Origin of the sequence: Rhizobium sp. H4 (assembly GCF_003013335.1) — a bacterium.
GTDB lineage: Bacteria > Pseudomonadota > Alphaproteobacteria > Rhizobiales > Rhizobiaceae > Rhizobium > Rhizobium sophoriradicis.
This window is the reverse complement of sequence record NZ_PSOW01000003.1, coordinates 26,721-49,417: the sequence shown is the minus strand read 5'-3', so window position 1 is coordinate 49,417 and position 22,697 is coordinate 26,721. Positions and strand designations below refer to the sequence as shown.

Genomic DNA, 22,697 nt, shown 5'->3' with positions numbered 1-22,697 from the left:
CGCGCGGGCCACAGCATCTAACGCCGCGTCAGGCTGCTTGGTCGGCGTGGATCATTGCGGCGCTCGAAGTCGAGCGTACGGCCCGACAGCTCCCTAAGTTCCGCCACCTCCCGGCGCAAGGCCCTGAGTTCCTCCAATATTTCGGCGTTCTGCTGCGCCAGCAGCGCCAAATCGACTTCAGCCATGGCAACTCTCCTTTGACGATGCAGCGTGGCAAGAAACGGGTGGCTTATACAATGATACGGATGCATTTCATGGCAACCACAAAGGAGATTTGCCATGACCGCCATTCGCTTTGCCGCCATGCCGACCATCGACGCCGAGCATCTCTGGAGCGGCGGCCGCGATGCTTACGACAGACTGCCCGAGACGATCATTTCCGACGGCCCGGGTCATCCCTGCCGCCACTGCCTTGAGAATATCGATGAAGGCGAGGAACTGCTGGTTTTCGCTTATCGGCCATTCCCGGAGTTGCAGCCCTATGCCGAAACCGGCCCGATCTTCCTGCACAAGCGGCCTTGCAAACGCTATGCTGCCGAGGAGATCCTGCCGCCGGTGTTGACGACGAGTCCGGACTTTATTCTCCGCGGCTACAATGAAGACAACCGCATCGTTTATGGCACCGGCGCTGTGACCGTGATCGGCGAGATCGCAGCCTATGGCGAAAAGCTGCTGGCACGGCCGGACGTCGCCTATGTCCATGTGCGTTCGGCACGCAACAACTGCTTTCAGTGCCGGATTGACAAGATAGAGGCGCCGGCCCTTAAGGAAATCGGCGCCTTGACTTGACCTTGAGTTAGGAAGCTTACGCTACGTTCAGCACGCTCTCGGGCGCGAAGGCTTCGTAGCCGAGGGCTTCGGCGACCGGCTTGCTGGTAATGCGGCCCTTATGCACATTGAGGCCGTTTCTCAGGTGCTTGTCTTCGGCAATGGCGCGCAGGCCGCGATCGGCGAGCGCCAGGCCATGAACCAGCGTGGCGTTGTTCAGCGCGTGCGCCGAGGTGACGGGCACAGCGCCCGGCATGTTGGCGACGCAATAATGCACCACGCCGTCGACCTCATAGGTCGGATCGGAATGGGTCGTCGCATGCGAGGTCTCGAAGCAACCGCCCTGGTCGATGGCGACGTCGACGATGACGGAGCCCTTCTTCATGCCGGACAGCATTTCGCGCGTGACGAGCTTCGGGGCAGCGGCCCCGGGAATGAGCACGGCGCCGATGACGAGGTCGGCCGAGAAGACCTCCTCCTCCAGTGCCTGGATGCTGGAATAACGGGTGTGCACACGGCCCGCAAAAATGTCGTCGAGCTGGCGAAGGCGCGGCAGCGATTTGTCGAGAATGCTGACATCGGCGCCGAGGCCGGCCGCCATTCTGGCGGCGTGCAGGCCGACAACGCCGCCGCCGATGACGGCAACCTTGGCCGGCAGCACGCCGGGTACGCCGCCGAGCAGGACGCCGAGACCGCCATTGGCTTTCTGCAACGCGGTGGCTCCCGCCTGGATCGACAGGCGTCCTGCCACTTCCGACATCGGCGCCAGCAGCGGCAGGCCGCCGCGCTCGTCGGTCACCGTCTCATAGGCGATCGCGGTGACGCCGGAGGCGATCAGACCCTTGGTCTGTTCGGGGTCGGGTGCCAGATGCAGATAGGTATAGAGAAGCTGACCGTCGCGCAGCTGCGCCCATTCTGAGGGCTGCGGCTCCTTCACCTTGACGATCATGTCGCACTTTTCGAAGATATCCTTGGCGGAGGCGGCCATCTTCGCGCCAGCCGCCGCGTAGGAGGCGTCATCGGCGCCGATGCCGGCGCCCGCCTTGGTCTCTACCCAGACCTCGTGGCCATGGGCGACGTATTCGCGCACCGAGGCCGGCGTCAGGCCGACACGATATTCATGGTTCTTGATTTCCTTCGGGCAACCGACACGCATTGGCGTTCCTCTCCATTTCCTCTCCGCAGCCGCGGATCTCCTCGGACGATGAATCCAACCACCAAGGGCGTGAAATGTCCTTGCAAAGACGATTTGCGCGGAAGGGATTTTTCGGCGATTGTTGCGTGTATCTCCTTTTTCTTCGAAGGTTCTGCGAATGACTGATCTCGACACCATCGATCTTGCGATTCTCAAAGTCTTGCAGGCCAATGCCCGGATCACCAACGCCGAGCTTGCCGAAAAGATCGGGCTGTCGCCTTCGGCCTGTTCGCGCCGGCTCGACATCCTCGAAAGAAGCGGTGTCATCGGCGGCTATCATGCGCGGCTTTCGCACAAGGCGCTCGATTACAAGATGATCGCGATTGTGCATATCTCGCTGTCCGGCCAGTTCGCCAAAACGCTGGCGGAATTCGAAGCCGCTGTGAAACTCTGCCCAAACGTGCTCGTCTGCTACCTAATGTCCGGCGAATACGACTATATCCTCAGGGTCGCCGCCCGGGATCTCGAGGATTACGAGCGCATTCATCGCGACTGGCTGTCGGCGCTTCCCCATGTGGTCAAGATCAATTCGAGCTTCGCGCTTAGAGAAATCATAGACAGGCCGAATGTGGGGCTTTGAGGCCTTGCTTATTTGCCGAAACGCTGCCCACACTTTCGCGGCTCGCGGACGTTTTCTCCCCTACGGCATATCATGACATCGAAGACTCACGGTTATATTTTCGCCCTGCTGGCGACCACCATCTTCTCTCTGCAGGACGCCATCTCGAAACATCTGGCGTCGACTTACCCGCCGATCTTCGTGACGATGATCCGCTACTGGGCCTTCGCGCTGTTCACGATTGTCCTCGCTTCGAAAATGCGCGGCGGCCTCAAGGCGACGGCCCGCACAAAACGCCCGCTTCTTCAGGTGGTGCGCGGCGTGCTGCTTGCCGTCCAGGTGGTTCTGGCCATCACCTGCTTTGCCGTGATCGGCCTTGCCCGCTCACAAGCAATCTTTTCCGCGACGCCGATCCTGATCGCGCTGCTGTCGATGCCGATCCTCGGCGAGCGGGTTGGATGGCGACGGTGGACGGCGATCGGCGTCGGGCTTTGCGGGGTGCTGCTGATCCTGAAGCCGGAAGGCGAGTTTTTCGACGTAAAATTGCTTCTCGCCATTCTTTCCTGCTTCAACTTCGCCTTCTACGTCATCGCCACCCGTTTCGTCAGCCGCGACGATTCGTCGATGACCAGCTTCTTCTATACCGGCGTTATCGGCGGCATCACGATGACGCTCGTCGGCCCGTTCTACTGGAGCTGGATGTCGCCGGGCGACTGGGGCTGGATGGCGCTCGTCTGCATCACCAGCATTTCCAGCCACTATTTCCTGATCCGCGCCTACGATGTTCTCGATGCCGCCGCCGTCCAGCCGCTGACCTATCTCTCGCTGGTCTATGCCTCGATCATTGGTGTGACGATCTATGACGAAACGCTCAGTCTCAACATGATCATCGGCTCGATCATCGTCGTTGCCGCCGGCATCTTCACCATCTGGCGCGAACATGTGGTGGGGCGCAGGGCGGCGGCCGCCAATTGAAATTTCACTGCAATTTTACTCAAGCCCCTAAAACCATTTCAATTTTCCGGCGCTATGCTGCCCTCGCGATCAAGGGGAACAGTATGAGCAGCAACTTGAAAATCACGGCGCGGAAGGCCGATCGGAAGAATTGCCGCGTCTTCGGCAATGTGAAATATCTGAACAGCCAAGTGGATGTCCGAATTCTCAACCTGTCAGTGACCGGCGCCGCGCTGGAGACGAAGACGCCGCTCCATGCCGCTTCCGGCAGCAAGGTGCGCATCGAAGCCGAAAACCTCGGAATGCTCGAGGGCATCATCCGCTGGAAGCACAATGGCCGCGTCGGCATCCAGTTCGACGTGAATTCGAATGCGCGGGCGCAGGTCTCCTCCTATTTCCGCTTCTTCCATCAGGAAATACGCCCTGTGCTGGCGGTGCGCCAACTGAGAGCCGCTACCAACGTCGAGCGCCCGCCTCGTTCGGCGACGTTGACGCTGAAGTCTTAGGGCTGCACCGCTTCAGCGGCAAAGGAACGGCTGACATCGTTCCAGGAGCTACTGGTCGACGTCGAACGCAACAAGAGCCTTGCGTCCGCCGCAGGCTAAGGTCGATGGTCCCGATGTCGATGGCGCCACCCGATGACGACCCTGTTCATGATCCCGCCCTCGATGGATTTGAGCCGGAGTGCCGCACTATACATTGCATTTTCAGATCGCGCCGCCCTTGCTAGCCATTGTTTTGCCGTCCTGTCATTTTGGCAGTGTACTCCTCACCAAATCGTCCGTAATTCTGACGGGCCGGACGATGCATGATCCCATAGGAGAGTTCCATGTCTTCCATTTTTGATGTCGGTCTCATGAGCCGCCGTTCCCTGCTTGGCGGTCTCGCCGCGACTTCCGCCCTGGTGCTGCTGCACCCTTTCAGCGCCCGTGCCAACGCCAATCAGGCGCATCTGCGGCTGATGGAAACGACCGACATTCACGTCAACGTCTTCCCTTATGACTATTACGCCGACAAGCCGAACGACACGATGGGCCTGTCGCGCACCGGAACGATCATCGACAATATCCGTGCCGAGGCGGCCAACTCGCTGTTGATCGACAATGGCGACGTGCTGCAGGGCAATCCGATGGGCGACTACATGGCCTATCAGCACGGCATGAAGGACGGCGACGTCCATCCCGTGATCAAGGCGATGAACACGCTCGGCTATACGGTCGGCACGCTCGGCAATCACGAGTTCAATTACGGCCTCGACTTCATGTTCAAGGTCCTGTCCGGCGCGAACTTCCCCTTCGTCTGCGCCAACCTGACCAAGGGCCAGCTCGCCTCGGATCCCAAGCAGGACGATCTCTTCTTCAAACCTTACATCATTGTCGAAAAGCAGATCAAAGACGGTGCTGGCAAGGAGAGCCCTGTCAAGATCGGCTTCATCGGATTCGTACCGCCGCAGATCATGCTCTGGGACATCAAGAACCTCGAAGGCAAGGCGCAGACCCGCGATATCGTGGAGGCCGCCAAGACTTGGGTTCCCGCCATGAAGGAAGCCGGCGCCGATATCGTCATCGCGCTCTCCCATTCCGGCATCGACGGAGCAGCACCGTCCGAAAAGATGGAAAATGCCTCGCTGCATCTTGCCGCCGTCGAAGGCATCGACGCGATCTTCACCGGCCACCAGCATCTCGTCTTCCCCGGCCCGAAGAGCTGGGACGGCATCGCCAATGCCGATCCCGTCAAGGGCACGCTGCACGGCAAGCCCGCCGTGATGGCCGGCTTCTGGGGTTCGCATCTCGGCCTCATCGACCTGCTGCTCGAGAAGGACGGCAACAGCTGGAAGATCGTCGATTTCACCTCGGAAGCGCGGCCGATCTACCATCGCGACGACAAGAAGAAAGTGGTCGCTGACTACGCCGACAAGAAGGACGTGGTCGAAGCCGCCAAGGCCGAGCACGAGGCGACGCTCGCCTATGTCCGCACGCCAGTCGGCAAGACCTCCGCACCGCTCTATTCCTATTTCGCGCTGGTCGCCGACGATCCTTCAGTGCAGGTCGTCAGCCAGGCGCAGACCTGGTACATCAAGCAGATGCTGGCCGACACCGAGTACAAGGATCTGCCGGTGCTTTCGGCCGCAGCTCCCTTCAAGGCCGGCGGCCGCGGCGGCGCCGACTATTATACGGATGTCCCGGCCGGCGATATCGCCATCAAGAACGTCGCCGACCTCTATCTTTATCCGAACACCGTGCAGGCTGTCGCAATCACAGGCGCCCAGGTGAAGAACTGGCTGGAAATGTCGGCCGGCATGTTCAATCACATTGACGCCGGCGCGAAGGACGCGCCGCTGCTCAATACCGACTTCCCGTCTTACAATTTTGACGTGATCGACGGCGTTACATACCAGATCGACCTGTCGCAGCCGCCGAAATATGATTCGTCCGGCAAGGCGATCAATCCGGATGCCAACCGCATCCAGAACCTCGCTTTCGACGGCAAGCCGATCGATCCGGCCCAGAAGTTCGTCGTCGTCACCAACAATTACCGCGCCGGCGGCGGCGGCAGTTTCCCGGAGATCGCTGCCGACAAGGTGATCTTCCAGGCGCCGGACACCAACCGCGACGTCATCGTCCGCTACGTCCACGAGCAAGGCACTATCAATCCGTCGGCCGATGCGAACTGGACCTTCAAGCCGCTGCCGGGCACGACGGCGACCTTCGAAAGCGGCCCGAAGGCGAAGCAGTTCCTCGCTGCGGTCAAGAGCGTCAAGATCGAGGAGGCCGGCGACGGGGCCGACGGCTTCTCGAAATTCAGGCTGGTACTTTAAGCAAAAGTATACCGACGAAGGCGCGGCTCCGCGCCTTCGTCATTCGGCCGCGAGCGGTGGAGCGGTGTCCCGCAGTTCCGCCATCTCAGCATGAAAATCGGCCTGGTTCGGGCAATAGGAAAGCCGCGTGCGGAAGGCATCGATCATCCAGCTGGCGGCCGGTCCGGGCGGGTTGGCGAGCTGGCGCATCGAATAGATGCCATACTCACCCTGTTCATAGGCATCCAGGTCGAGGTGGATGAGCGCGCCGCTGCGCAGATCGTCATGGATGATGGACGCCGGAAGACCACCCCAGCCAAGGCCGGCCTTGATCAGCTGGTGCTTTGTCGCAATGTCGCTGACGCGCCACGTCTTGTAGGACAGAACGTTGAAATCCCGCCCCTTTGTTCGGCCCGACGCGTCGGTGACGACGAGCTGCACTTCCTCGCGCACGTCGCCGAGCGTGAGCGGCCGGTCGATCACGGCAAGCGGGTGGTTGGGCGCGGCAACGGGCAGCATGAAGGAATGGCCGATCCGTTCCGTGACCATCGAATCGTCCGGCTTGAGCACCGCGCCGCCGATGCCGATCGTTGCCTTGCCGCTCAGAACGAGATCCATGACCATTCCGAGTTCACCGACATTGAGGTTCAACGAAACGGTCGGGTATCTTTCGCGGAATTCGTGCAGCACGTCCACGACCGCCTGCGATGGCACCATGACGCTGATGGCGACGGAAACCTCGGCTTCGAGGCCCTCCCTCAGGCTCTTGACGCGCGCCCGCATGACCTGAAGGTCGCCGAGAATGCGACGCGCATCCTCGAGCATCGCCTTGCCCGCCTCGGTCAGCTTGGGTTGGCGCGCGCCGGACCGCTCGAAAAGCGGCATTTCAAGCTGCGCTTCCAAATTGGCGATCGTATAGCTGACGACCGACTGTGCCCGGTTCAGCGCCCGCGATGCGGCCGAAAAGCTGCCGGTTTCGGCAACGGTCAAAAACACCTGCAACTGGTCCAAAGTCGGGTTCGGAAGCATCTTCCATCCATTCCATCGATAATTTCGATCGACATTATCACCGTTTTTTCGATAGCGGGCCAGACTTATTTTCCTCCTCGACACCGCCGGCTCACCTCCCAGCAACGAGCCGTCAAATTCATTCGAAAGGAAATGCAGCATGTCGTCCATCCTTCTTCTAACGTCCAGCCCGCGCGCTGAGTCGCTCTCGACCCCGATCGCCGCTGATCTCGCCGAAAAGCTGAAGAACCAGAAGCCGGGCAGCGTCGTCGTTCGCCGCGACCTGGCAACCAACCCGCTGCCGCATATCGATGACCTCTTCACCGGCGCCATCCGCAAGCCGGCCGAGGCCCGCACGGCGGAAGAAGCCGCCGCCGTCAAAACCTCCGACGAACTCGTCAACGAACTCTTTGCCGCCGACACCATCGTCATCAGCACCGGGCTCATCAACTTCAACATCTATTCGTCGCTGAAGACCTGGATCGACAACGTCGCCCGCGCCGGCCTGACCTTCAAATACACGGAAAGCGGTCCGGTCGGCCTGCTCACCGGCAAGAAGGTCTATGTGGTTCTGGCCTCCGGCGGCGTCTATTCGCAGGGACCGGCTGCTCCCTTGAACCATGCCGTGCCGTACCTGAAGTCGGTTCTCGGCTTCCTCGGCATCACTGACATTGAGACGATCTATGTCGAGGGCCTGGCTTTCGGCCCGGAAGCTGCGGAAAAGGCCATCGACGCCGCCAAGTCGCGCGTCGAGGAAATCGCGCTCGCAGCCTGATCGGCTCTTCAATGTTCCGTGGACGGCCGGCCTTCGCCGGCCGTTCCTTATTTGTCGATGCCGACGAAATTGCGCATCATCTCGAGGATCTCGTCCGACAGCGCCTCATCAGAGGGGCACTTATTCTGGTTTACGCAACACCTCAAACCAACAATCAACCGATCGCATTGATCGGAGGATCGGCCGGCTTACCCGAGTTCACCACGCCGGAGCGGCCGACGACGCAATTGCGGCCGCTCTTCTTTGCCGCGTAAAGGCGGCCGTCGGCAGCCGACAGCACCGTGGTGAAACTGGTGCCGTCCTCGTCGGCGGTCGCAACGCCGATAGAGACGGTGACAGGACTGCCATCCGGCGTCTTGACGCTGGTCGCGATCGTCCAACGCAGACGCTCGGCTAGCAACAGTCCTTCCTCATGGTTCGTGCCCGGGCAGACGGCGACGAACTCCTCGCCGCCGAAGCGGAAGATGCGGTCGCTGGAACGCAGCGTCGTGCCGAGCCGGGCGGCGATCGACTTCAGCACCGCGTCACCCTGGAGATGACCGTAACCATCATTGACGTCCTTGAAGTGATCGGCGTCGATAATGAGAACGGTCGCAGACAGCCCCTGCCGCAGCGCCTCGCGCACCATCAGCGGCGCCTCCAGCTCCATGCGCGTGCGGTCATAGACGCCGGTCAGCATATCGCGGCCGGTGCGCTCCAGAAGATCATTGTAGCGCTCGCGGAATGTCAGATCGCCGAACACGTCGCTGATCGAGCGCGCGGCGGCGTCGGCGCCGAGGCGGCGGATACGATATTCATAGATCGCAAACATTGCCCCATAAAGGCAGACGGCGAGCATCTTCGCCTTCCAGCCGCCCCAGAACACGGCGACGGGTACATCTAGGAAATAATGCAGCGCGGCGAAGAAGCCGACCTGGTCGAAAGTCAGCAGCACGAAGCCGGAGATCATGAAACGCAGCACAGCGCGCCTGCGGAAGAAATCGCCGAGCTTTTCGTAAAGCAGGATGATGCCCAGCGAATCGACATAGAGCAGCGCCGTGCCCCAGATCATCAGCCAGCCCATCTCCTTCAGAAAATCGACGTCGGGCGTCTGGTTTGATGATAGTTGCAGCGGCTGGTGCAGCTGCAGCACCCAGGCGATGCCGACGGTAAGCAGGTTGCCGAGGAACAGACCGTAGATCGGCTGGCGCACCGCCGCGGCATCCTCCCACAGGTATAACATCAGGATCATCATCAGCTTGCCGGAGAAGAAGACGGATGAACCCGGCGACACATCCCCGAACGGCAGCGAGACGTAAAAGACCGCCGCCAGATAGGTCTCCATGAAATGCATGACGCCGAGCGCCGTCAGGAAGACCCCGAGACCGAGCCGATGGCGGAAGTGCAGCAGCGTCACCATCAGGACGAAATAGGCGACGGCTTCGACGACGAAGAGAACGAGGTTGAGCGCCTCCATTTACGACACCTCGGCTGCTGGCCGGCGCCGCGCCGATGCGGCGATCGCGGCTGCGTTTCCTTTGATCGATCGTCCGAGAAAGTCAAACACGATGGCGTCCTGCAAATCCTGCAGGCCATAGCTTTCACCGCAATCCTTTAAGATTACGTGAGCGCGTTCTCATGTTTGCGATGAACGCTCAAGTCATACGATTGAAAAGCAAGGAATTTCTGCCGGCGCCCCGAGTCGGAACAGATCGCACCTTCAGACCTGGCGAAGCTTCTCGCCGTCGCCGAAGAGCGATGGGCCATGCTGGTCGATGATCTGCTGCGCCTTGCGCACGGTGCACTCGATCGCGTCGTCGGAGGAAGAGAAAAGATCGGCGCGGATGAAATTGCGCACCAGCACCTCGTCACCGACCTTCTTTTCGATGCGGCCGGCCAGACGGTATTGGCTGCCTTCCTTGCGTGGCTCCGCATAGATCGTGCAATCGCCGTAAAGCTGCGGCTCGCCGGAGGGGCCTGTCGCCTCCGAAGCGGCCTTGCCGCCGGAGAACATCGAAAAGAGATTTGAAAGGAACGAAGCCATGATCCGTCTCTAACACGGCGGTATCGCGCTCGCCAAGTCAAATGATCAGACTGGCGAGGATCTCGTTTTCGGTAATATCCTCGTAACCCATGCCGGCGGCTTCGAAATTCGCGATCAGCCGGGCGAAATTCTCCGGCGCCTTGGTTTCGATGCCGATCAGGATCGAGCCAAAATTGCGCGCCGATTTCTTCAGATATTCGAAGCGGGCGATATCGTCGTCGGGGCCGAGCAGATTGAGGAAATCCCTGAGCGCGCCCGGGCGCTGGGCAAGCCTGAGAATGAAGTATTTCTTCAGCCCTGCGTAACGCATGGCTCTTTCCTTTACGTCAGGCAGGCGCTCGAAATCGAAATTGCCGCCGGAGACGACCGCGACGATGGTCTTGCCACGGATCGCCTGCGCATCCATCGCGGCGATCGCCGTCAGCGACAGGGCGCCCGCCGGCTCCAGCACGACGCCCTCGACATTCAGCATCTCCTGAATGGTGACGCAGATGGCGTTCTCCGGCATCAGTTGCACTTGGCTTGCCGGAAAATCGCGCAGAACCGCGAAATTCAGGTCGCCGATCCGGGCGACGGCTGCGCCGTCGACAAAGTTGTCGACCTTGGCAAGCGTCGTCACCTGACCCGCCTCGATGCTGCGCCTGAGGCTCGGCGCGCCAGCGGGCTCGGCAAAGACAAAGGCCGATTTCGGCACGACGCCTTCGAGATAACCGGTAATGCCGGCGGCAAGCCCGCCGCCGCCGACCGGCAGCACGACCATATCAGGCACCGCTCCATCAGGCAGCTGCTGCATGATTTCGGCGGCGACGGTCGCCTGCCCCTCGATGATATCGGCGTGATCGAAGGGCGGCACCATGACGCCGCCGATCGCCTCGACGTGGTCACGCGCGGCCTGGTAGCACTGGTCGAAGAAATCGCCGAACAGCCGGATGGTTATGAATTCGGCGCCGAACATGCGGGTCTTGTCGATCTTCTGCTGCGGCGTCGTCACCGGCATGAAGACGACGCCCGGCACGCCGAAATGGCGGCAGACATAGGCGAAGCCCTGGGCGTGATTGCCGGCCGAGGCACAGACGAAGGTCTTGCCTGAAGCACCCTCCCCGATCGCCTTGCGGAAGAAATTGAAGGCGCCGCGGATCTTGTAGGAGCGCACCGGCGACAGATCCTCGCGCTTCAGCCAGATATCGGCGCCGTAGCGGGCGGAGAGATGGTCATTGAGCTGCAGGGGCGTCGCCGGGAAAAGGCTGCGTATTGCCGCTTCGGCGCTTTCGACTTCAAGTCTTGTCACGGGCGTGGTCCATTCCTAAAGATTAACCGCCGCCGCTATGGCACAGGCCGGCCGGCAAAAGAAAGCCGGCTCCCGCCATTTCCGGTTCGCTGACCGAGCCGCTCATCTCCTGATGCCCGTTCCGGCCTCGGGAAGCGTTTCTTAAGCCAATCGCAAAATCGGCGGCAGATGAATTGATTTTAACTGTCAATGCAAAGGCCTGCCACTTATATGGAGCGATGATGATCGTCAAATTCACAAGACCGCTCGCGTGGCTGCTGCTCGCCTTGATCCTCTTTGTCACGGTTTCGCCGATCGGGCTGAGACCGCATACGGTCACGAGCGTCGATACGGACCGTGGCGGCGCCTATGTTCTCCTCGGCCTCGCCTTCGCGCTCGCCTATCCCAGACAGTGGAAACTGGTTGCCGTGCTGCTGATAACGGGCGCCGTCGCCATCGAATATCTGCAATACTTCACGCCGACCCGCCATCCGCGCCTGCATGACGCCGGCGTCAAGGCGATGGGCGCGGCCCTCGGGTTGCTGGCCGGCTGGGTGATCAACAGGTGGCGAGAAACCAGGGCGGCGAACACGCTTCCCTTTGCAGAACGCTGATTGGACCGGATCAGAAACCCGGCAACTCCGCTGCCCAGAAAATCAATGGTATCGCAGCCATCGCAGTTGCGAAAACAAGTGCGACGCTGGTCTTGAAGATTCGGATGCGCCGGACCTTGGTCCCGCTCCAATCGTAAACCATCGTCTTACTCCCACAAGACAACACTTACTCGCTCGTTGCGCGCAATACTTGCACCGAAAATGCCATTGTCAAGCAATAACGCGCTTTTCTGTACAAAATACAGCATTCTCATACAGGATTATGAAGGTGGTGCGGGCGACGGGGATCGAACCCGTATAGCCTAAGGCCGAGGGATTTTAAGTCCCTTGCGTCTACCAGTTTCGCCACGCCCGCTTGCGGCGTTTTCAATATCTTGCGTCATCGGCGATGGGAAGAGCCGCCGGTAAAAATCCCGCATCGATTGCGGGCCGCGTTGAGGAAGTCCGGCCGCATTCTGCAAGGGCAAGCACAAATACGCCACCGCCGCGAGGAACTCCGTGTTCAACGAGGCGAAAATTCACCTGCTGTTTCGTTCAGCAAAATTGACGCATGGGCTGGTGGTTTGCAAAGCCCCCGAAGGGCGCTACCTATTGACCAGCCTCACATCACGGAACACCCCATGAGCCATGACACCGTCGTCACCGCCGCCATGCTCGCCATCGGCGACGAACTTCTTTCCGGCCGCACCAAGGACAAGAATATCGGTCATCTCGCCGAGCTGCTCACCCTTTCCGGCATCGATCTCAAGGAGGTGCGCATCGTCGCCGACGACGAAGAGGCGATCGTCGAGGCGCTGAATGCGCTTCGCGCTCGATATGATTACGTTTTCACCTCTGGCGGCATCGGGCCGACGCATGACGACATCACCGCCGATGCCATCGCCAAGGCGTTCGGCCTGCCCTGCGAGCATGACGAGGCGGCGATGACGCTGCTGGCCGAGATGTATCGCCGCCGCGAGATGGAATTCACCGAGGCGCGCCAGCGCATGGCGCGCATGCCGCGCGGGGCGGCCCATATCGCCAATCCAGTCTCGACCGCGCCGGGCTTCATCATCGGCAATGTCTATGTCATGGCCGGCGTGCCGCAGGTTTTTCAGGCGATGGTCGACAATGTGCTGCCGACGCTTCGAACCGGCACGCCGGTGCTGTCGCTCGCGATCGCCTGCCCTTACGGCGAAGGCGATATCGGCACACCGCTTGCCGCCATCCAGAAAGCTCATCCGGACACCAGCATCGGCTCCTACCCCAGATATATCGGCCAGAAATTCTCGACCGAGATCGTCGTGCGCGGCCGCGCGCAGGCGGCAATCGATGCGGCCGGCGCCGAGGTGCATGCGATGATCGACGCCATCCGCCGGAAAAAGGAGGTCACTGAGAACCATTCCGTCGAGGCGTGAGGACAGTACGGGAACTGGCCATCCTTGATATCGGTCAAGGAACAGGAGAAAGGTCGGTGCATTCCATCGCTGGCGTCAGCCATTTCAGCGCAAGGAGAATTGATATGTCTTACAAAACCATTCTCGCCATTCTCGATACGAGAGACAATAGCGCCGCCGTTGCCGATTTCGCCTTTGCCATTGCCGCCGAAAACGGCGCTCATGTGATCGGACTGCACGCCGAAAATATCTCCGCCGTGCCGCTGGTGGCGCCGATGGAAATTCCTGATCCCGTCGCCGTGCAGGCGCTGCAGGATATGGCGCATAGCGAAACGACCGCCATCGAGGCCATATTCCGCGCCAAGGCGCACGCCGCCGGCGCCTCCTCCGAATGGCGCAGCTTCGCCACCTCGACCGGCTACGGTTCGGCGCCGCTGATCGACAGCGCGCGCAGCGCCGATCTCTTGATCGCTTCGCAGGCCGACCCGGCCAACCCGTCCGACAGCCATGTCGATCTCGACAGTTTTCTCTTCGAAACCGGCCGGCCGGTGCTGATGATCCCCTATATCATCCGCCAGCCGAAGCCGATCAAACGCGTGCTGATCGCCTGGAACGGCTCGAAGGAGGCGGCACGCGCAACCTTCGACGCGCTGCCGTTCCTGAAGGCGGCCGAGGCGGTGGAGATTTTTTCGGTCGATCCGGCCGAGACGGCGCCGCATTCATCGCTGACCCCAGGCGCCGAGATCGCCGCGGGACTTGCCCGCCACGGCGTGAAGACGACGCTTTCGACGGCCCGAAGCGTGGACAGGAACACCTCGCATGTCATCGAAAACCGGCTTTCGGACGACAGCATCGACCTCCTGGTCATGGGCGCGCATACGCATTCATGGCTGTGGCAGATGATCTTCGGCGGCACGACGAAGAGCTTGCTGCAATCGATGACGGCGCTGACGCTGTTGTCGCGATGACTGCCTGCCGCAAGGATCGGCGCTCTTGCCTTTTTCCGGCAAATCCCGCTAATTGCAGCGACCGATGAGGGCTTCGAGCCTCGGCCGATTTCGCGCAGTTCCGGCTTGCGCGATTTCTTGTTTTGCCGATCGCCGCTGCAAGCCCGTCCGGTCGCCGGCAAACGGCGTGTCATCTCTATCATGCCGCGGAGCAGCCCGATGTCCCTTCCCGATAAAGCCTTTCCCGTTTCCTGGGATCAGTTCCACCGCGATGCGCGCGCCCTTGCCTGGCGGCTTGCCGGCCTCGACCAGACGTTCAAGGCGATCGTCTGCATCACCCGCGGCGGCCTTGTTCCGGCCGCGATCATCTCGCGCGAACTGAACATCCGCCTGATCGAGACCGTCTGCATCGCCTCCTACCATGATTATGTGAACCAGGGCGACATGGTGCTGCTCAAGGGAATTGCGCCCGAGCTTGCGGAAAACGGCGGCGAAGGCGTGCTCGTCGTCGACGACCTCACCGATACCGGCAAGACCGCCGCGCAGGTGCGCACCATGCTGCCGAAAGCGCATTTCGCCTGCGTCTATGCCAAGCCGAAGGGCGTGCCGACCGTCGACACCTTCATCACCGAGGTGAGCCAGGATACCTGGATCTATTTCCCCTGGGATATGGGCTTCACCTATCAGGAGCCGATCGCCAAGGGGGCGCGCTGACCGCCACCTCTCGGAGTGCGCCGGCAGCGTCGCCGGCGCAGTTCGACAGCCCCGATATTTCCGGCGAATCGCCATGCGCATTTGCGCCGGAAATGCCATCACAAGATTTGCCGCAGGACGCTTTTTTGTGGTTCCGGCATTTTCCTTAGCCGGCAGCGCCCGCAAGCCATTGTAATTTCAGCGTTCCCCGGCTTTCCCCAATCTCCACAGGCGCATCCACAAGATGTTGTGGTTAGCAATCAATTAAAACCCAGCCCTTGACGGAATCAGCTGTTTCAAACTTTACTGTCCTTGATGTTGCGGCGGCGACAGGACCGGAGGTAACGAGCCCGGTTCCCTTTTGAAAATAGGACGCGGAATGGGGTGCTGCACCGAAAAACGGTTCAGGCCCGACAGGATTTCCGCGCGATTTTCAGCCCCCAAAAAAAGTGACATCGGGACTGGCGATAATAAGCTGTTAATACTATATTTAGTGTTTGCAGCCACCATCACCACAATATACAGGAAGCTCATCTCCGGATGACACCCCTGTCACGATACGGAAACGAGACTGGCTGCACGACTGAATGTGCCGCCGGATAGGAATTTTGCGCCCTGGGGACAGGCGCCAACGCGAGGTCAAGACTATGCGCATCGAACGTCGTTTCACGAAGGCCGGCCAAGGCGCCTATGCGGATATCGAATTCCGCAAGGCGACGAGCGAGATCAAGAACCCGGACGGTTCGATCGTGTTCCGCCTCGAGAATATCGACGTCCCCGCCCAGTTCTCCCAGGTCGCGACCGACGTTCTGGCGCAGAAGTATTTCCGCAAGGCCGGCGTTCCCACCCGGCTGAAGAAGGTCGAGGAAAACGACGTTCCTTCCTTCCTGTGGCGCTCCGTTCCCGACGATGCCGCGCTGAAGACCCTGCCGAAGGAGGAGCAGACCGGCTCCGAAATCGATGCGCGCCAGGTCTTCGACCGTCTTGCCGGCACCTGGACCTATTGGGGCTGGAAGGGCGGCTATTTCTCTTCCGAGGAAGATGCGGCGGCCTTCAAGGACGAGCTTGCCTATATGCTCGCCACCCAGCGCGTAGCGCCGAACTCGCCGCAATGGTTCAACACCGGCCTGCACTGGGCCTACGGCATCGACGGCCCCGGCCAGGGCCATTTCTACGTCGACCCCTTCACCGGCAAGCTGACCAAGTCCAAGTCGGCCTACGAACATCCGCAGCCGCATGCCTGCTTCATCCAGTCGGTCGAAGACGACCTCGTCAACGAAGGCGGCATCATGGATCTCTGGGTGCGTGAAGCGCGCCTCTTCAAATACGGTTCCGGCACCGGCTCCAACTTCTCGATGCTGCGCGGCGAAGGCGAAAAGCTTTCCGGCGGCGGCCGCTCCTCCGGCCTGATGAGCTTCCTGAAGATCGGCGACCGCGCCGCCGGCGCCATCAAATCGGGCGGCACGACGCGCCGCGCCGCCAAGATGGTGGTCGTCGATATCGACCATCCGGATATCGAGGAATACATCAACTGGAAGGTCAAGGAAGAGCAGAAGGTCGCGGCCCTCGTCACCGGCTCGAAGATCGTCGCCCGGCACCTGAAGGCGATCATGAAGGCCTGCGTCAATTGCGACGGCGGCGACAATGGCGATTGCTTCGATCCGGCCAAGAACCCTGCCCTGAAGCGCGAAATCCGCGCCGCCAAGAAGGACCAGGTCCCGGAGAATTACGTCCAGCGTGTCATCCAGTTCGCCCGCCAGGGCTACAAGGATCTTCAATTCAAGACCTACGACACGGATTGGGATTCGGAAGCCTATCTGACGGTCTCCGGCCAGAATTCCAACAACTCCGTCTCGATCAAGGACGACTTCCTGCGCGCCGTCGAAAATGACGGCGAATGGAACCTGACCGCCCGCAAGGACGGCCGGGTGATGAAGACGCTGAAGGCGCGCGATCTCTGGGAAACCATTTCCTACGCCGCCTGGGCTTCGGCCGATCCGGGTATCCACTTCAACACGACGATGAACGACTGGCACACCTCGCCGGCCGGCGGCCCGATCCGCGGCTCGAACCCGTGCTCGGAATACATGTTCCTCGACGACACCGCCTGCAACCTTGCTTCGCTGAACCTCCTGCAGTTCAAGGACAAGGCCACCAAGCGCATCAATATCGCCGATTACGAACACGCGGTTCGCCTGTGGACCGTCGTGCTCGAAGTCTCGGTGATGATGGCGCAGTTCCCGTCGAAGCGCATTGCCGAACTCTCCTACGAATACCGCACGCTCGGCCTCGGCTACGCCAATATCGGCGGCCTGCTGATGTCCTCGGGCATTCCCTATGACTCGGCCGAAGCCCGCGCCATTGCCGGCTCGCTGACCGCGATCATGACCGGCATCTGCTATGCGACCTCGGCCGAAATGGCTGCCGAACTCGGGCCGTTCCCGAATTTCGCGCCGAACCGCGAGAGCATGCTGCGGGTCATCCGCAACCATCGCCGCGCCGCTTACGGCGAAACCTCCGGCTATGAGGCGCTGTCGATCGACCCGGTCGCGCTGATTCATTCGGAAAACCCGGATCAGGATCTTGCCGCCCATGCCAAATCGGCCTGGGACAAGGCGCTCGAGCTCGGCGAACAGCATGGCTACCGCAATGCTCAGGTCTCGGTCATCGCCCCGACCGGCACGATCGGTCTCGTCATGGATTGCGACACGACAGGCATTGAGCCCGACTTCGCCCTCGTCAAGTTCAAGAAGCTCGCCGGCGGCGGCTACTTCAAGATCATCAACCGCGCCGTGCCGGAAGCGCTACGCACGCTCGGTTATTCCGAGAGCCAGATCGCCGAGATCGAAGCCTATGCCGTCGGCCACGGCAATCTGAACCAGGCGCCCGCGATCAACCCGTCGACGCTGAAGGCCAAGGGCTTGACCGACGAGAAGGTGGAAGCCGTCAACGCGGCGCTGAAGAGCGCCTTCGACATCAAGTTCGTCTTCAACCAGTGGACGCTGGGCGCCGACTTCCTGAAGGAGACGCTGAAGGTTTCCGACGAACAGCTCGCCGACATGAGCTTCAGCCTGCTCGACCATATGGGCTTCTCGAAGAAGGATATCGAAGCCGCCAACATCCATGTCTGCGGCGCGATGACGCTGGAAGGCGCGCCCTTCCTGAAGGCCGAGCACCTGCCGGTCTTCGATTGCGCCAACCCCTGCGGCAAGATCGGCAAGCGCTACCTCTCGGTCGAGAGCCACATCCGCATGATGGCGGCCGCCCAGCCCTTCATCTCCGGTGCGATTTCCAAGACGATCAACATGCCGAACGAGGCGACCGTCGAGGATTGCAAGAACGCCTATCTGCTCTCCTGGAAGCTCGGCCTTAAGGCCAACGCGCTCTATCGCGACGGCTCGAAGCTGTCGCAGCCGCTCAACGCCTCGCTGATCGAGGACGAGGACGACGAGGATGCGCTGGAGGAACTGCTGCAGGCGCCCGTCGCCGCCCAGGCCGTCACCATCACCGAGAAGATCATCGAGCGGGTGATCGAACGCGTTTCGCGCGAACGCGAGAAGCTGCCCAACCGCCGCCAGGGCTATACCCAGAAGGCCGCCGTCGGCGGACACAAGGTGTATCTGCGCACCGGCGAATTCGGCGACGGCCGCCTCGGCGAGATCTTCATCGATATGCACAAGGAAGGCGCTGCCTTCCGGGCGATGATGAACAATTTCGCCATCGCCATCTCGCTCGGCCTGCAATATGGCGTGCCGCTCGAGGAATATGTCGAGGCCTTCACCTTCACCAAGTTCGAGCCGGCCGGCATGGTCATCGGCAACGATGCGATCAAGAACGCCACGTCGATCCTCGACTACGTCTTCCGCGAGCTGGCCGTTTCCTATCTCGGCCGTCATGACCTCGCCCATGTCGATACGTCGGATTTCTCCAACACCGCACTCGGCAAGGGCATCCAGGAAGGCAAGACCAACCTGCTGTCGACCGGCTGGACCCGCGGCTACAAGCCGACGCTGGTTTCCGGCACTGGCGGCGAACGCCAGGCGGGCGAACCCAAGGGTGCGGCGACCGCTGCCCCCGCCCGCGCCGCCTCCACCGGCACTGTCACCGCCTTTGCCGGCAGTGCTGCCCGCAAGCTGGAGCCGACGGCCGCTATCTCTACCTCCGAAATTGTCGCCTTCAAGCGCGATTACGAGGAGCGCGCCAAGGAATTGGCCGAGGAGATCGCCGAAGAGGTGATGGAAGAAATCACCAGCGACGCCACCGCCCTCTTCTCCGACAAGGCGGCAGCCGATGCGGCAACGGCTAAGACCGAAGCCAAGAAGGTCGAAGCCGAACGCCGCCAGCGCTCGATCATGCAGGGCTACACCGGCAACATGTGCTCGGAGTGCCAGAACTTCACGATGGTGCGGAACGGCACTTGCGAGAAGTGCGACACGTGTGGTGCGACGAGTGGGTGCTCTTGATAGGGGACAATCGCAGTGCGGCGACCTGTGGAAAACCATAAGTTAGTCGTAATCGAAGGCGGAGGGCGCAAGCCCTCCGCCTGGATTGAAATTCCAAAGACTATAATTTGTTCGTCACCTACAAGTCGCTCAGAAGCAGCGACTTTTCGCATAACAGCCGCGGGGGTTCGGAAGGCCCTCGAGTTTGGTCATAGACAGCCATTGCTTGATTTGTGGAGCCTCGTATTGGGGCAAATACCCCCTGTTAACAACGCTCAGATAAAGTGGGGAAATGCTGACGTGCAGCAGGGCCTTTGCGGAATCGATGGCGCGCATGCCTGCTTCCGTGGTATAAAGAGACCCCTGGGTGATGACGATCAGGGATATGATGTCTACGCTTACGTTTCGAAGCCGAGCATACTTTTCAAATATGCTCCGTCTATGAGTTGCGTGGTCGAGCCAGTAGAGATACCAAACGATTTGGTTTGTGTTATCTACGTTAGGATGGATTATCCCTATGGCAGATATGCCACTTCCAAGAAGGCGACACCGATTAGCCGCGGGGTTGTCACGCATTGGGAACTCGTGGAAGCCGATGATACAGGCCAACTTCCTATTGACTATCGACAGCGTTATCGCCGCAAAATGTGGTAGAGAAGCGAGAAAATATGAAGTTTGATTTGGTAGCTTCAAAGGAGTACGAGCCAGCGGCTATCTACTATGAAGATTCAGATAGCCTGGAATATCTGCGCGCGTCCGTTCCTGCAATCTATAGGAGAATAGATACAGCTCTAACACTTGTACTTTCAATGGAAGATCGCTCGCTAATTGGTTTCAAACTCAAGGGCTTTAAGAATTTTTACAATAGAAATCTAAAAAATCGCCTGGGTGCAGATTGTCCGCAGTTCATAGAACTTGTTGACGTCCTGCAGGAACTTACGCGCACTCTCGGCCAGCAGGTATTTGAAGAAAAACAACTAAATGCCTACAAGTCAGCGCTAGAAATGGCGGCAGAAGATAAAGTTCACGTGAGCGATTTTCCGCGTATCGCCAGTTAGCTTACAAGCAACTAAGCTGTATAACCCCAACGTGATCACCTCCCGCTACAAAATGGCGGACAATTATTGAGGTTGTTCGCAGACTCTTTACGCTTCAGGAGTCAACACATCGGCCTCGCGATAAAATGACGCTCAAGCCCATGCCGAAACACCGCCTCATCCTTCTGCGCCACGCCAAATCCGCCTGGCCCAACGGTGTGGCCGACCGTGAACGGCCATTGGCCGGTCGCGGGCGCAAGGCAGCACCCGTCATCGGCACCTATATGGCGCGCGAAAAGCTGATCCCCGATCTCGCCCTCGTCTCGCCGGCCCGCCGGGCGCAGGAAACCTGGAAGCTCATCCGCCAGGCCCTTTCGAAAAAGGTCTCCGACCGCGAGGCGGCTGATATCTACGAGGTGTCGGCCGAGCGCATCCTCGATGTGATCCGGGCCGTCGAACCTGATATCCGCACGCTGCTCATTGTTGGCCACAATCCCGGCATGGAGAACGCGGCCTCGCTTATCGTGGCGGACGGCGATGCCGCTGCCGTGGGACGCATGCGGGAGAAGTTCCCGACGGCGGGACTCGCCGTCATCGACCTCGATCTCGGCGGATGGGACGAGATTGCGGCGGGCACCGGTTATCTCGAGCGGTTCGTAACCCCGAGATCCTTGGGATAGTACGACACTGTCTGGTTTTGAATTTGACGGCCAAGGTGCCCGGCGCTGATTCCACCCCGCGTGTCCGAACTGGCCATTCACGGAACAATGGTTCGACAACCCCGACTTGGCTGGAGAACCCGTTCTCGTCAACGAATTTGGATCGGTTCTACAAGGTAATCCATTGCGGGCATCTCTTCCCCTATATGGTGGCGGATTGCTACACGCTGGGCAGCCGCTTCCCTCACCCCGCCAGAGTTCCGCCTTCGGCTCTCCTTAGCCGGCACCTCCGGCCATTGTCAAAAGGGCAGAATGTCGAATAGGCGCTTGCTCGCCCTCGCCCCCCAAGACGGCTTCACGGCCCCGGCGGAGAACGGCGGCCCAGACGATGGAGCCAGCGGCGATGGGTAAAACCGGTTGAGCATCGCATCGCAGACATAGTGCCCCCAATTCGCCAGGCGCTCCGTCTCTCTCGCGCCGAGGAAATGGAGGTAGGTGCCGACCTCGGAGGGAACGACTGACGACGGCGGCAGTGTGAAGGAGGCATATGGCTTGAGTTCGACATCCCTGCTGTCGATTGACCAATAGACGCCTTGCGTTCTTGCGCGCAGAGCCGATCTTGTAAGGTCGTCGAGGCCAAGCAGATCAGCCTGTTTTGCTGCCTTGAAGCCGCCGATCAGGTCCCGCCGCCTCAGCGCCCTCACCTGATTGTCCGCCGTGTCGAGCACCCGCTTGAGCTGGCTGAAGTAGTTCCAATATCCGCGGGTGGAGGAACGCCAGGGCGCGCCGGCATCGCTGACGAGCAGGCAGTCGCAGCGTTTCAACGCCGGCTCGATGCCGTGATTGTCGTAAACGCCGCCATCGCTCAATATTGCCCTGCCCGGAGTGACAGGTTCGCCGACCGTCTCATCGAGCTTTTCTCTCTTCCATGAAAACTGCGACAGGTCCAATCGCAGCGGTGACAGCACGGGCGGGAATGCGGCCGAGGCGGCAACTGCGGTCGCAAGCGGAAGCGCCGGATGAAACGAGAGACCGATCCGATAATCCGCGATATAGCGATTGGACATGCGGAAGAGCGAACCAGTGCTGAGATTGCTGGCGCAGAAAACGAACCAGGGCGATCCCGGCAGGTCTTTCAGGCTCGGCGACGTTCCGTCGAACAGATGTCGGTCGTAGAGTTTGGCTGCTTCCTCCGCCGCACTCGAGAAGGGGTTTAACACGCCCTTCAGGAAGCTTGGCCCATCCGCAAAGACCTGGCTGAAGGCCAGGATGCGATCCAGGTATTCCGTCTTGAAGTTGACGGCGACGTCATTCTCAAAGATCAGCCGCGGCCACACATAGGCAAGCAGGCCGGAGGTGATCGATCCGCCTGAGACCGAGGAGACCATATCGAGCTTCGCCAGAAGACCGGCCTCGTTCAGCCTCGCCAGCGATCCCGCATGGAAAAGCATGGCCCGATAGCCGCCGCCCGAAAGGCAGAGGCCGAGTTGATAACGCTTCGCCGGCTTCTCGGGTTCGTCGGATCCAGACAAGACCGCGTTTTCCTCAGGATGCTCGTCGTCTGACATGCTCTGTCGTATCAC

At 60.4% G+C, this 22,697-nt stretch carries 21 protein-coding genes and 1 tRNA gene; 13 read left to right on the top strand and 9 right to left on the bottom strand.

Translation table 11 applies throughout. The annotated features are described in order from the left end of the window. Nucleotides 1-17 precede the first annotated feature (17 nt). Entirely contained in the window at nucleotides 18-251 is a 234-nt protein-coding gene (locus C4N04_RS31770; protein ID WP_348628310.1) for a hypothetical protein, read from the bottom strand. A 28-nt stretch (nucleotides 252-279) separates the two neighbouring features. Here C4N04_RS31770 and C4N04_RS05055 point away from each other — a divergent pair, with 28 nt between their 5' ends. Continuing rightward, nucleotides 280-789, top strand: coding sequence for a DUF1203 domain-containing protein (locus C4N04_RS05055; RefSeq protein ID WP_010055003.1), 510 nt, complete (start codon nucleotides 280-282; stop codon nucleotides 787-789). Between the two features lie 16 nt (nucleotides 790-805). Here C4N04_RS05055 and ald read toward each other — a convergent pair whose 3' ends face one another. Next, the gene (gene ald / locus C4N04_RS05050) at nucleotides 806-1,924 is read right to left on the bottom strand and encodes an alanine dehydrogenase (RefSeq protein WP_106795549.1); all 1,119 of its coding nucleotides are present in this window, start codon (nucleotides 1,922-1,924) and stop codon (nucleotides 806-808) included. Nucleotides 1,925-2,081: 157 nt separating this feature from the next. On the opposite strand from ald, the gene C4N04_RS05045 reads away from it, so the two are divergent. The 4 genes from C4N04_RS05045 (at nucleotide 2,082) to C4N04_RS05030 (ending at nucleotide 6,294) form a co-directional block, all read left to right on the top strand. Continuing rightward, nucleotides 2,082-2,543, top strand: coding sequence for an Lrp/AsnC family transcriptional regulator (locus C4N04_RS05045; RefSeq protein WP_004672173.1), 462 nt, complete (start codon nucleotides 2,082-2,084; stop codon nucleotides 2,541-2,543). Nucleotides 2,544-2,615: 72 nt separating this feature from the next. Continuing rightward, entirely contained in the window at nucleotides 2,616-3,497 is an 882-nt protein-coding gene (locus C4N04_RS05040; RefSeq protein WP_106795548.1) for a DMT family transporter, read from the top strand. Nucleotides 3,498-3,580: 83 nt separating this feature from the next. Next, nucleotides 3,581-3,982, top strand: a complete 402-nt coding sequence (locus tag C4N04_RS05035) for a PilZ domain-containing protein (RefSeq protein ID WP_038688423.1) — start codon at nucleotides 3,581-3,583, stop codon at nucleotides 3,980-3,982. A gap of 323 nt (nucleotides 3,983-4,305) precedes the next feature. Then, complete coding sequence (locus C4N04_RS05030) at nucleotides 4,306-6,294, top strand: bifunctional 2',3'-cyclic-nucleotide 2'-phosphodiesterase/3'-nucleotidase (RefSeq protein ID WP_106795547.1); 1,989 nt, start codon at nucleotides 4,306-4,308, stop codon at nucleotides 6,292-6,294. 39 nt (nucleotides 6,295-6,333) lie between these two features. On the opposite strand, the gene C4N04_RS05025 is transcribed toward C4N04_RS05030, so the two are convergent. Then, nucleotides 6,334-7,302, bottom strand: coding sequence for a LysR family transcriptional regulator (locus C4N04_RS05025; protein ID WP_106795648.1), 969 nt, complete (start codon nucleotides 7,300-7,302; stop codon nucleotides 6,334-6,336). A 139-nt stretch (nucleotides 7,303-7,441) separates the two neighbouring features. Here C4N04_RS05025 and C4N04_RS05020 point away from each other — a divergent pair, with 139 nt between their 5' ends. Further along, entirely contained in the window at nucleotides 7,442-8,056 is a 615-nt protein-coding gene (locus C4N04_RS05020; protein ID WP_039619307.1) for an FMN-dependent NADH-azoreductase, read from the top strand. Nucleotides 8,057-8,210: 154 nt separating this feature from the next. Here C4N04_RS05020 and C4N04_RS05015 read toward each other — a convergent pair whose 3' ends face one another. The 4 genes from C4N04_RS05015 to C4N04_RS31525 form a co-directional block, all read right to left on the bottom strand. Further along, nucleotides 8,211-9,512 carry a GGDEF domain-containing protein gene (locus C4N04_RS05015; RefSeq protein WP_106795546.1) on the bottom strand — a complete coding sequence of 434 codons (1,302 nt, stop codon included), beginning with the start codon at nucleotides 9,510-9,512 and terminating at the stop codon, nucleotides 8,211-8,213. A gap of 243 nt (nucleotides 9,513-9,755) precedes the next feature. Beyond that, complete coding sequence (locus tag C4N04_RS05010) at nucleotides 9,756-10,079, bottom strand: HlyU family transcriptional regulator (RefSeq protein ID WP_096770377.1); 324 nt, start codon at nucleotides 10,077-10,079, stop codon at nucleotides 9,756-9,758. 37 nt (nucleotides 10,080-10,116) lie between these two features. Further along, nucleotides 10,117-11,367, bottom strand: coding sequence for a threonine ammonia-lyase (gene ilvA, locus C4N04_RS05005; protein ID WP_106795545.1), 1,251 nt, complete (start codon nucleotides 11,365-11,367; stop codon nucleotides 10,117-10,119). A 22-nt stretch (nucleotides 11,368-11,389) separates the two neighbouring features. Further along, nucleotides 11,390-11,599: a hypothetical protein gene (locus C4N04_RS31525; protein WP_158775536.1), complete on the bottom strand. Its 210-nt coding sequence runs from the start codon at nucleotides 11,597-11,599 to the stop codon at nucleotides 11,390-11,392. Here C4N04_RS31525 and C4N04_RS05000 point away from each other — a divergent pair. Beyond that, on the top strand, nucleotides 11,586-11,960 hold the full coding sequence (locus C4N04_RS05000) for a VanZ family protein (protein WP_106795544.1): 375 nt from the start codon (nucleotides 11,586-11,588) through the stop codon (nucleotides 11,958-11,960). The two genes, C4N04_RS31525 and C4N04_RS05000, sit on opposite strands and share 14 nt — an antisense overlap. A 269-nt stretch (nucleotides 11,961-12,229) precedes the next feature. Here the strand turns inward: C4N04_RS05000 and C4N04_RS04995 are convergent. After that, nucleotides 12,230-12,315, bottom strand: a tRNA-Leu gene (locus tag C4N04_RS04995). Nucleotides 12,316-12,580: 265 nt separating this feature from the next. On the opposite strand from C4N04_RS04995, the gene C4N04_RS04990 reads away from it, so the two are divergent. The 6 genes from C4N04_RS04990 to C4N04_RS04960 all read left to right on the top strand — a co-directional run bounded on the left by C4N04_RS04990 (nucleotide 12,581) and on the right by C4N04_RS04960 (nucleotide 21,135). After that, entirely contained in the window at nucleotides 12,581-13,357 is a 777-nt protein-coding gene (locus tag C4N04_RS04990; RefSeq protein WP_106795543.1) for a competence/damage-inducible protein A, read from the top strand. A gap of 104 nt (nucleotides 13,358-13,461) precedes the next feature. Further along, a complete protein-coding gene (locus tag C4N04_RS04985) occupies nucleotides 13,462-14,304 on the top strand; it encodes a universal stress protein (RefSeq protein WP_077994023.1) in 843 nt (280 codons plus the stop codon). 198 nt (nucleotides 14,305-14,502) lie between these two features. After that, on the top strand, nucleotides 14,503-14,997 hold the full coding sequence (gene gpt / locus C4N04_RS04980) for a xanthine phosphoribosyltransferase (RefSeq protein ID WP_010025058.1): 495 nt from the start codon (nucleotides 14,503-14,505) through the stop codon (nucleotides 14,995-14,997). 626 nt (nucleotides 14,998-15,623) lie between these two features. Then, the gene (locus C4N04_RS04975) at nucleotides 15,624-19,439 is read left to right on the top strand and encodes a vitamin B12-dependent ribonucleotide reductase (RefSeq protein ID WP_096764083.1); all 3,816 of its coding nucleotides are present in this window, start codon (nucleotides 15,624-15,626) and stop codon (nucleotides 19,437-19,439) included. A 647-nt stretch (nucleotides 19,440-20,086) separates the two neighbouring features. Beyond that, nucleotides 20,087-20,476 carry a hypothetical protein gene (locus C4N04_RS04965; protein WP_077994032.1) on the top strand — a complete coding sequence of 130 codons (390 nt, stop codon included), beginning with the start codon at nucleotides 20,087-20,089 and terminating at the stop codon, nucleotides 20,474-20,476. Nucleotides 20,477-20,601: 125 nt separating this feature from the next. After that, nucleotides 20,602-21,135 carry a histidine phosphatase family protein gene (locus tag C4N04_RS04960; RefSeq protein ID WP_077994033.1) on the top strand — a complete coding sequence of 178 codons (534 nt, stop codon included), beginning with the start codon at nucleotides 20,602-20,604 and terminating at the stop codon, nucleotides 21,133-21,135. A gap of 278 nt (nucleotides 21,136-21,413) precedes the next feature. Here the strand turns inward: C4N04_RS04960 and C4N04_RS04955 are convergent, their stop codons facing one another. Further along, nucleotides 21,414-22,682, bottom strand: a complete 1,269-nt coding sequence (locus C4N04_RS04955) for a patatin-like phospholipase family protein (RefSeq protein WP_096764086.1) — start codon at nucleotides 22,680-22,682, stop codon at nucleotides 21,414-21,416. Nucleotides 22,683-22,697 lie beyond the last annotated feature (15 nt).

What these genes read in the sequence shown, in the direction of transcription:
- C4N04_RS05010 (WP_096770377.1), bottom strand. Translation starts at nt 10,079, where the DNA reads ATGGCTTCGTTCCTTTCAAATCTCTTTTCGATGTTCTCCGGCGGCAAG.
- C4N04_RS04975 (WP_096764083.1), top strand. Translation starts at nt 15,624, where the DNA reads ATGCGCATCGAACGTCGTTTCACGAAGGCCGGCCAAGGCGCCTATGCG.
- C4N04_RS05025 (WP_106795648.1), bottom strand. Translation starts at nt 7,302, where the DNA reads ATGCTTCCGAACCCGACTTTGGACCAGTTGCAGGTGTTTTTGACCGTT.
- C4N04_RS04955 (WP_096764086.1), bottom strand. Translation starts at nt 22,682, where the DNA reads ATGTCAGACGACGAGCATCCTGAGGAAAACGCGGTCTTGTCTGGATCC.
- C4N04_RS05020 (WP_039619307.1), top strand. Translation starts at nt 7,442, where the DNA reads ATGTCGTCCATCCTTCTTCTAACGTCCAGCCCGCGCGCTGAGTCGCTC.
- C4N04_RS04985 (WP_077994023.1), top strand. Translation starts at nt 13,462, where the DNA reads ATGTCTTACAAAACCATTCTCGCCATTCTCGATACGAGAGACAATAGC.
- ald (WP_106795549.1), bottom strand. Translation starts at nt 1,924, where the DNA reads ATGCGTGTCGGTTGCCCGAAGGAAATCAAGAACCATGAATATCGTGTC.
- C4N04_RS04960 (WP_077994033.1), top strand. Translation starts at nt 20,602, where the DNA reads ATGACGCTCAAGCCCATGCCGAAACACCGCCTCATCCTTCTGCGCCAC.
- C4N04_RS04990 (WP_106795543.1), top strand. Translation starts at nt 12,581, where the DNA reads ATGAGCCATGACACCGTCGTCACCGCCGCCATGCTCGCCATCGGCGAC.
- C4N04_RS05040 (WP_106795548.1), top strand. Translation starts at nt 2,616, where the DNA reads ATGACATCGAAGACTCACGGTTATATTTTCGCCCTGCTGGCGACCACC.
- C4N04_RS05045 (WP_004672173.1), top strand. Translation starts at nt 2,082, where the DNA reads ATGACTGATCTCGACACCATCGATCTTGCGATTCTCAAAGTCTTGCAG.
- C4N04_RS05035 (WP_038688423.1), top strand. Translation starts at nt 3,581, where the DNA reads ATGAGCAGCAACTTGAAAATCACGGCGCGGAAGGCCGATCGGAAGAAT.
- C4N04_RS05000 (WP_106795544.1), top strand. Translation starts at nt 11,586, where the DNA reads ATGATGATCGTCAAATTCACAAGACCGCTCGCGTGGCTGCTGCTCGCC.
- C4N04_RS05055 (WP_010055003.1), top strand. Translation starts at nt 280, where the DNA reads ATGACCGCCATTCGCTTTGCCGCCATGCCGACCATCGACGCCGAGCAT.
- C4N04_RS05030 (WP_106795547.1), top strand. Translation starts at nt 4,306, where the DNA reads ATGTCTTCCATTTTTGATGTCGGTCTCATGAGCCGCCGTTCCCTGCTT.
- gpt (WP_010025058.1), top strand. Translation starts at nt 14,503, where the DNA reads ATGTCCCTTCCCGATAAAGCCTTTCCCGTTTCCTGGGATCAGTTCCAC.
- C4N04_RS04965 (WP_077994032.1), top strand. Translation starts at nt 20,087, where the DNA reads ATGAAGTTTGATTTGGTAGCTTCAAAGGAGTACGAGCCAGCGGCTATC.
- C4N04_RS05015 (WP_106795546.1), bottom strand. Translation starts at nt 9,512, where the DNA reads ATGGAGGCGCTCAACCTCGTTCTCTTCGTCGTCGAAGCCGTCGCCTAT.
- C4N04_RS31770 (WP_348628310.1), bottom strand. Translation starts at nt 251, where the DNA reads ATGCATCCGTATCATTGTATAAGCCACCCGTTTCTTGCCACGCTGCAT.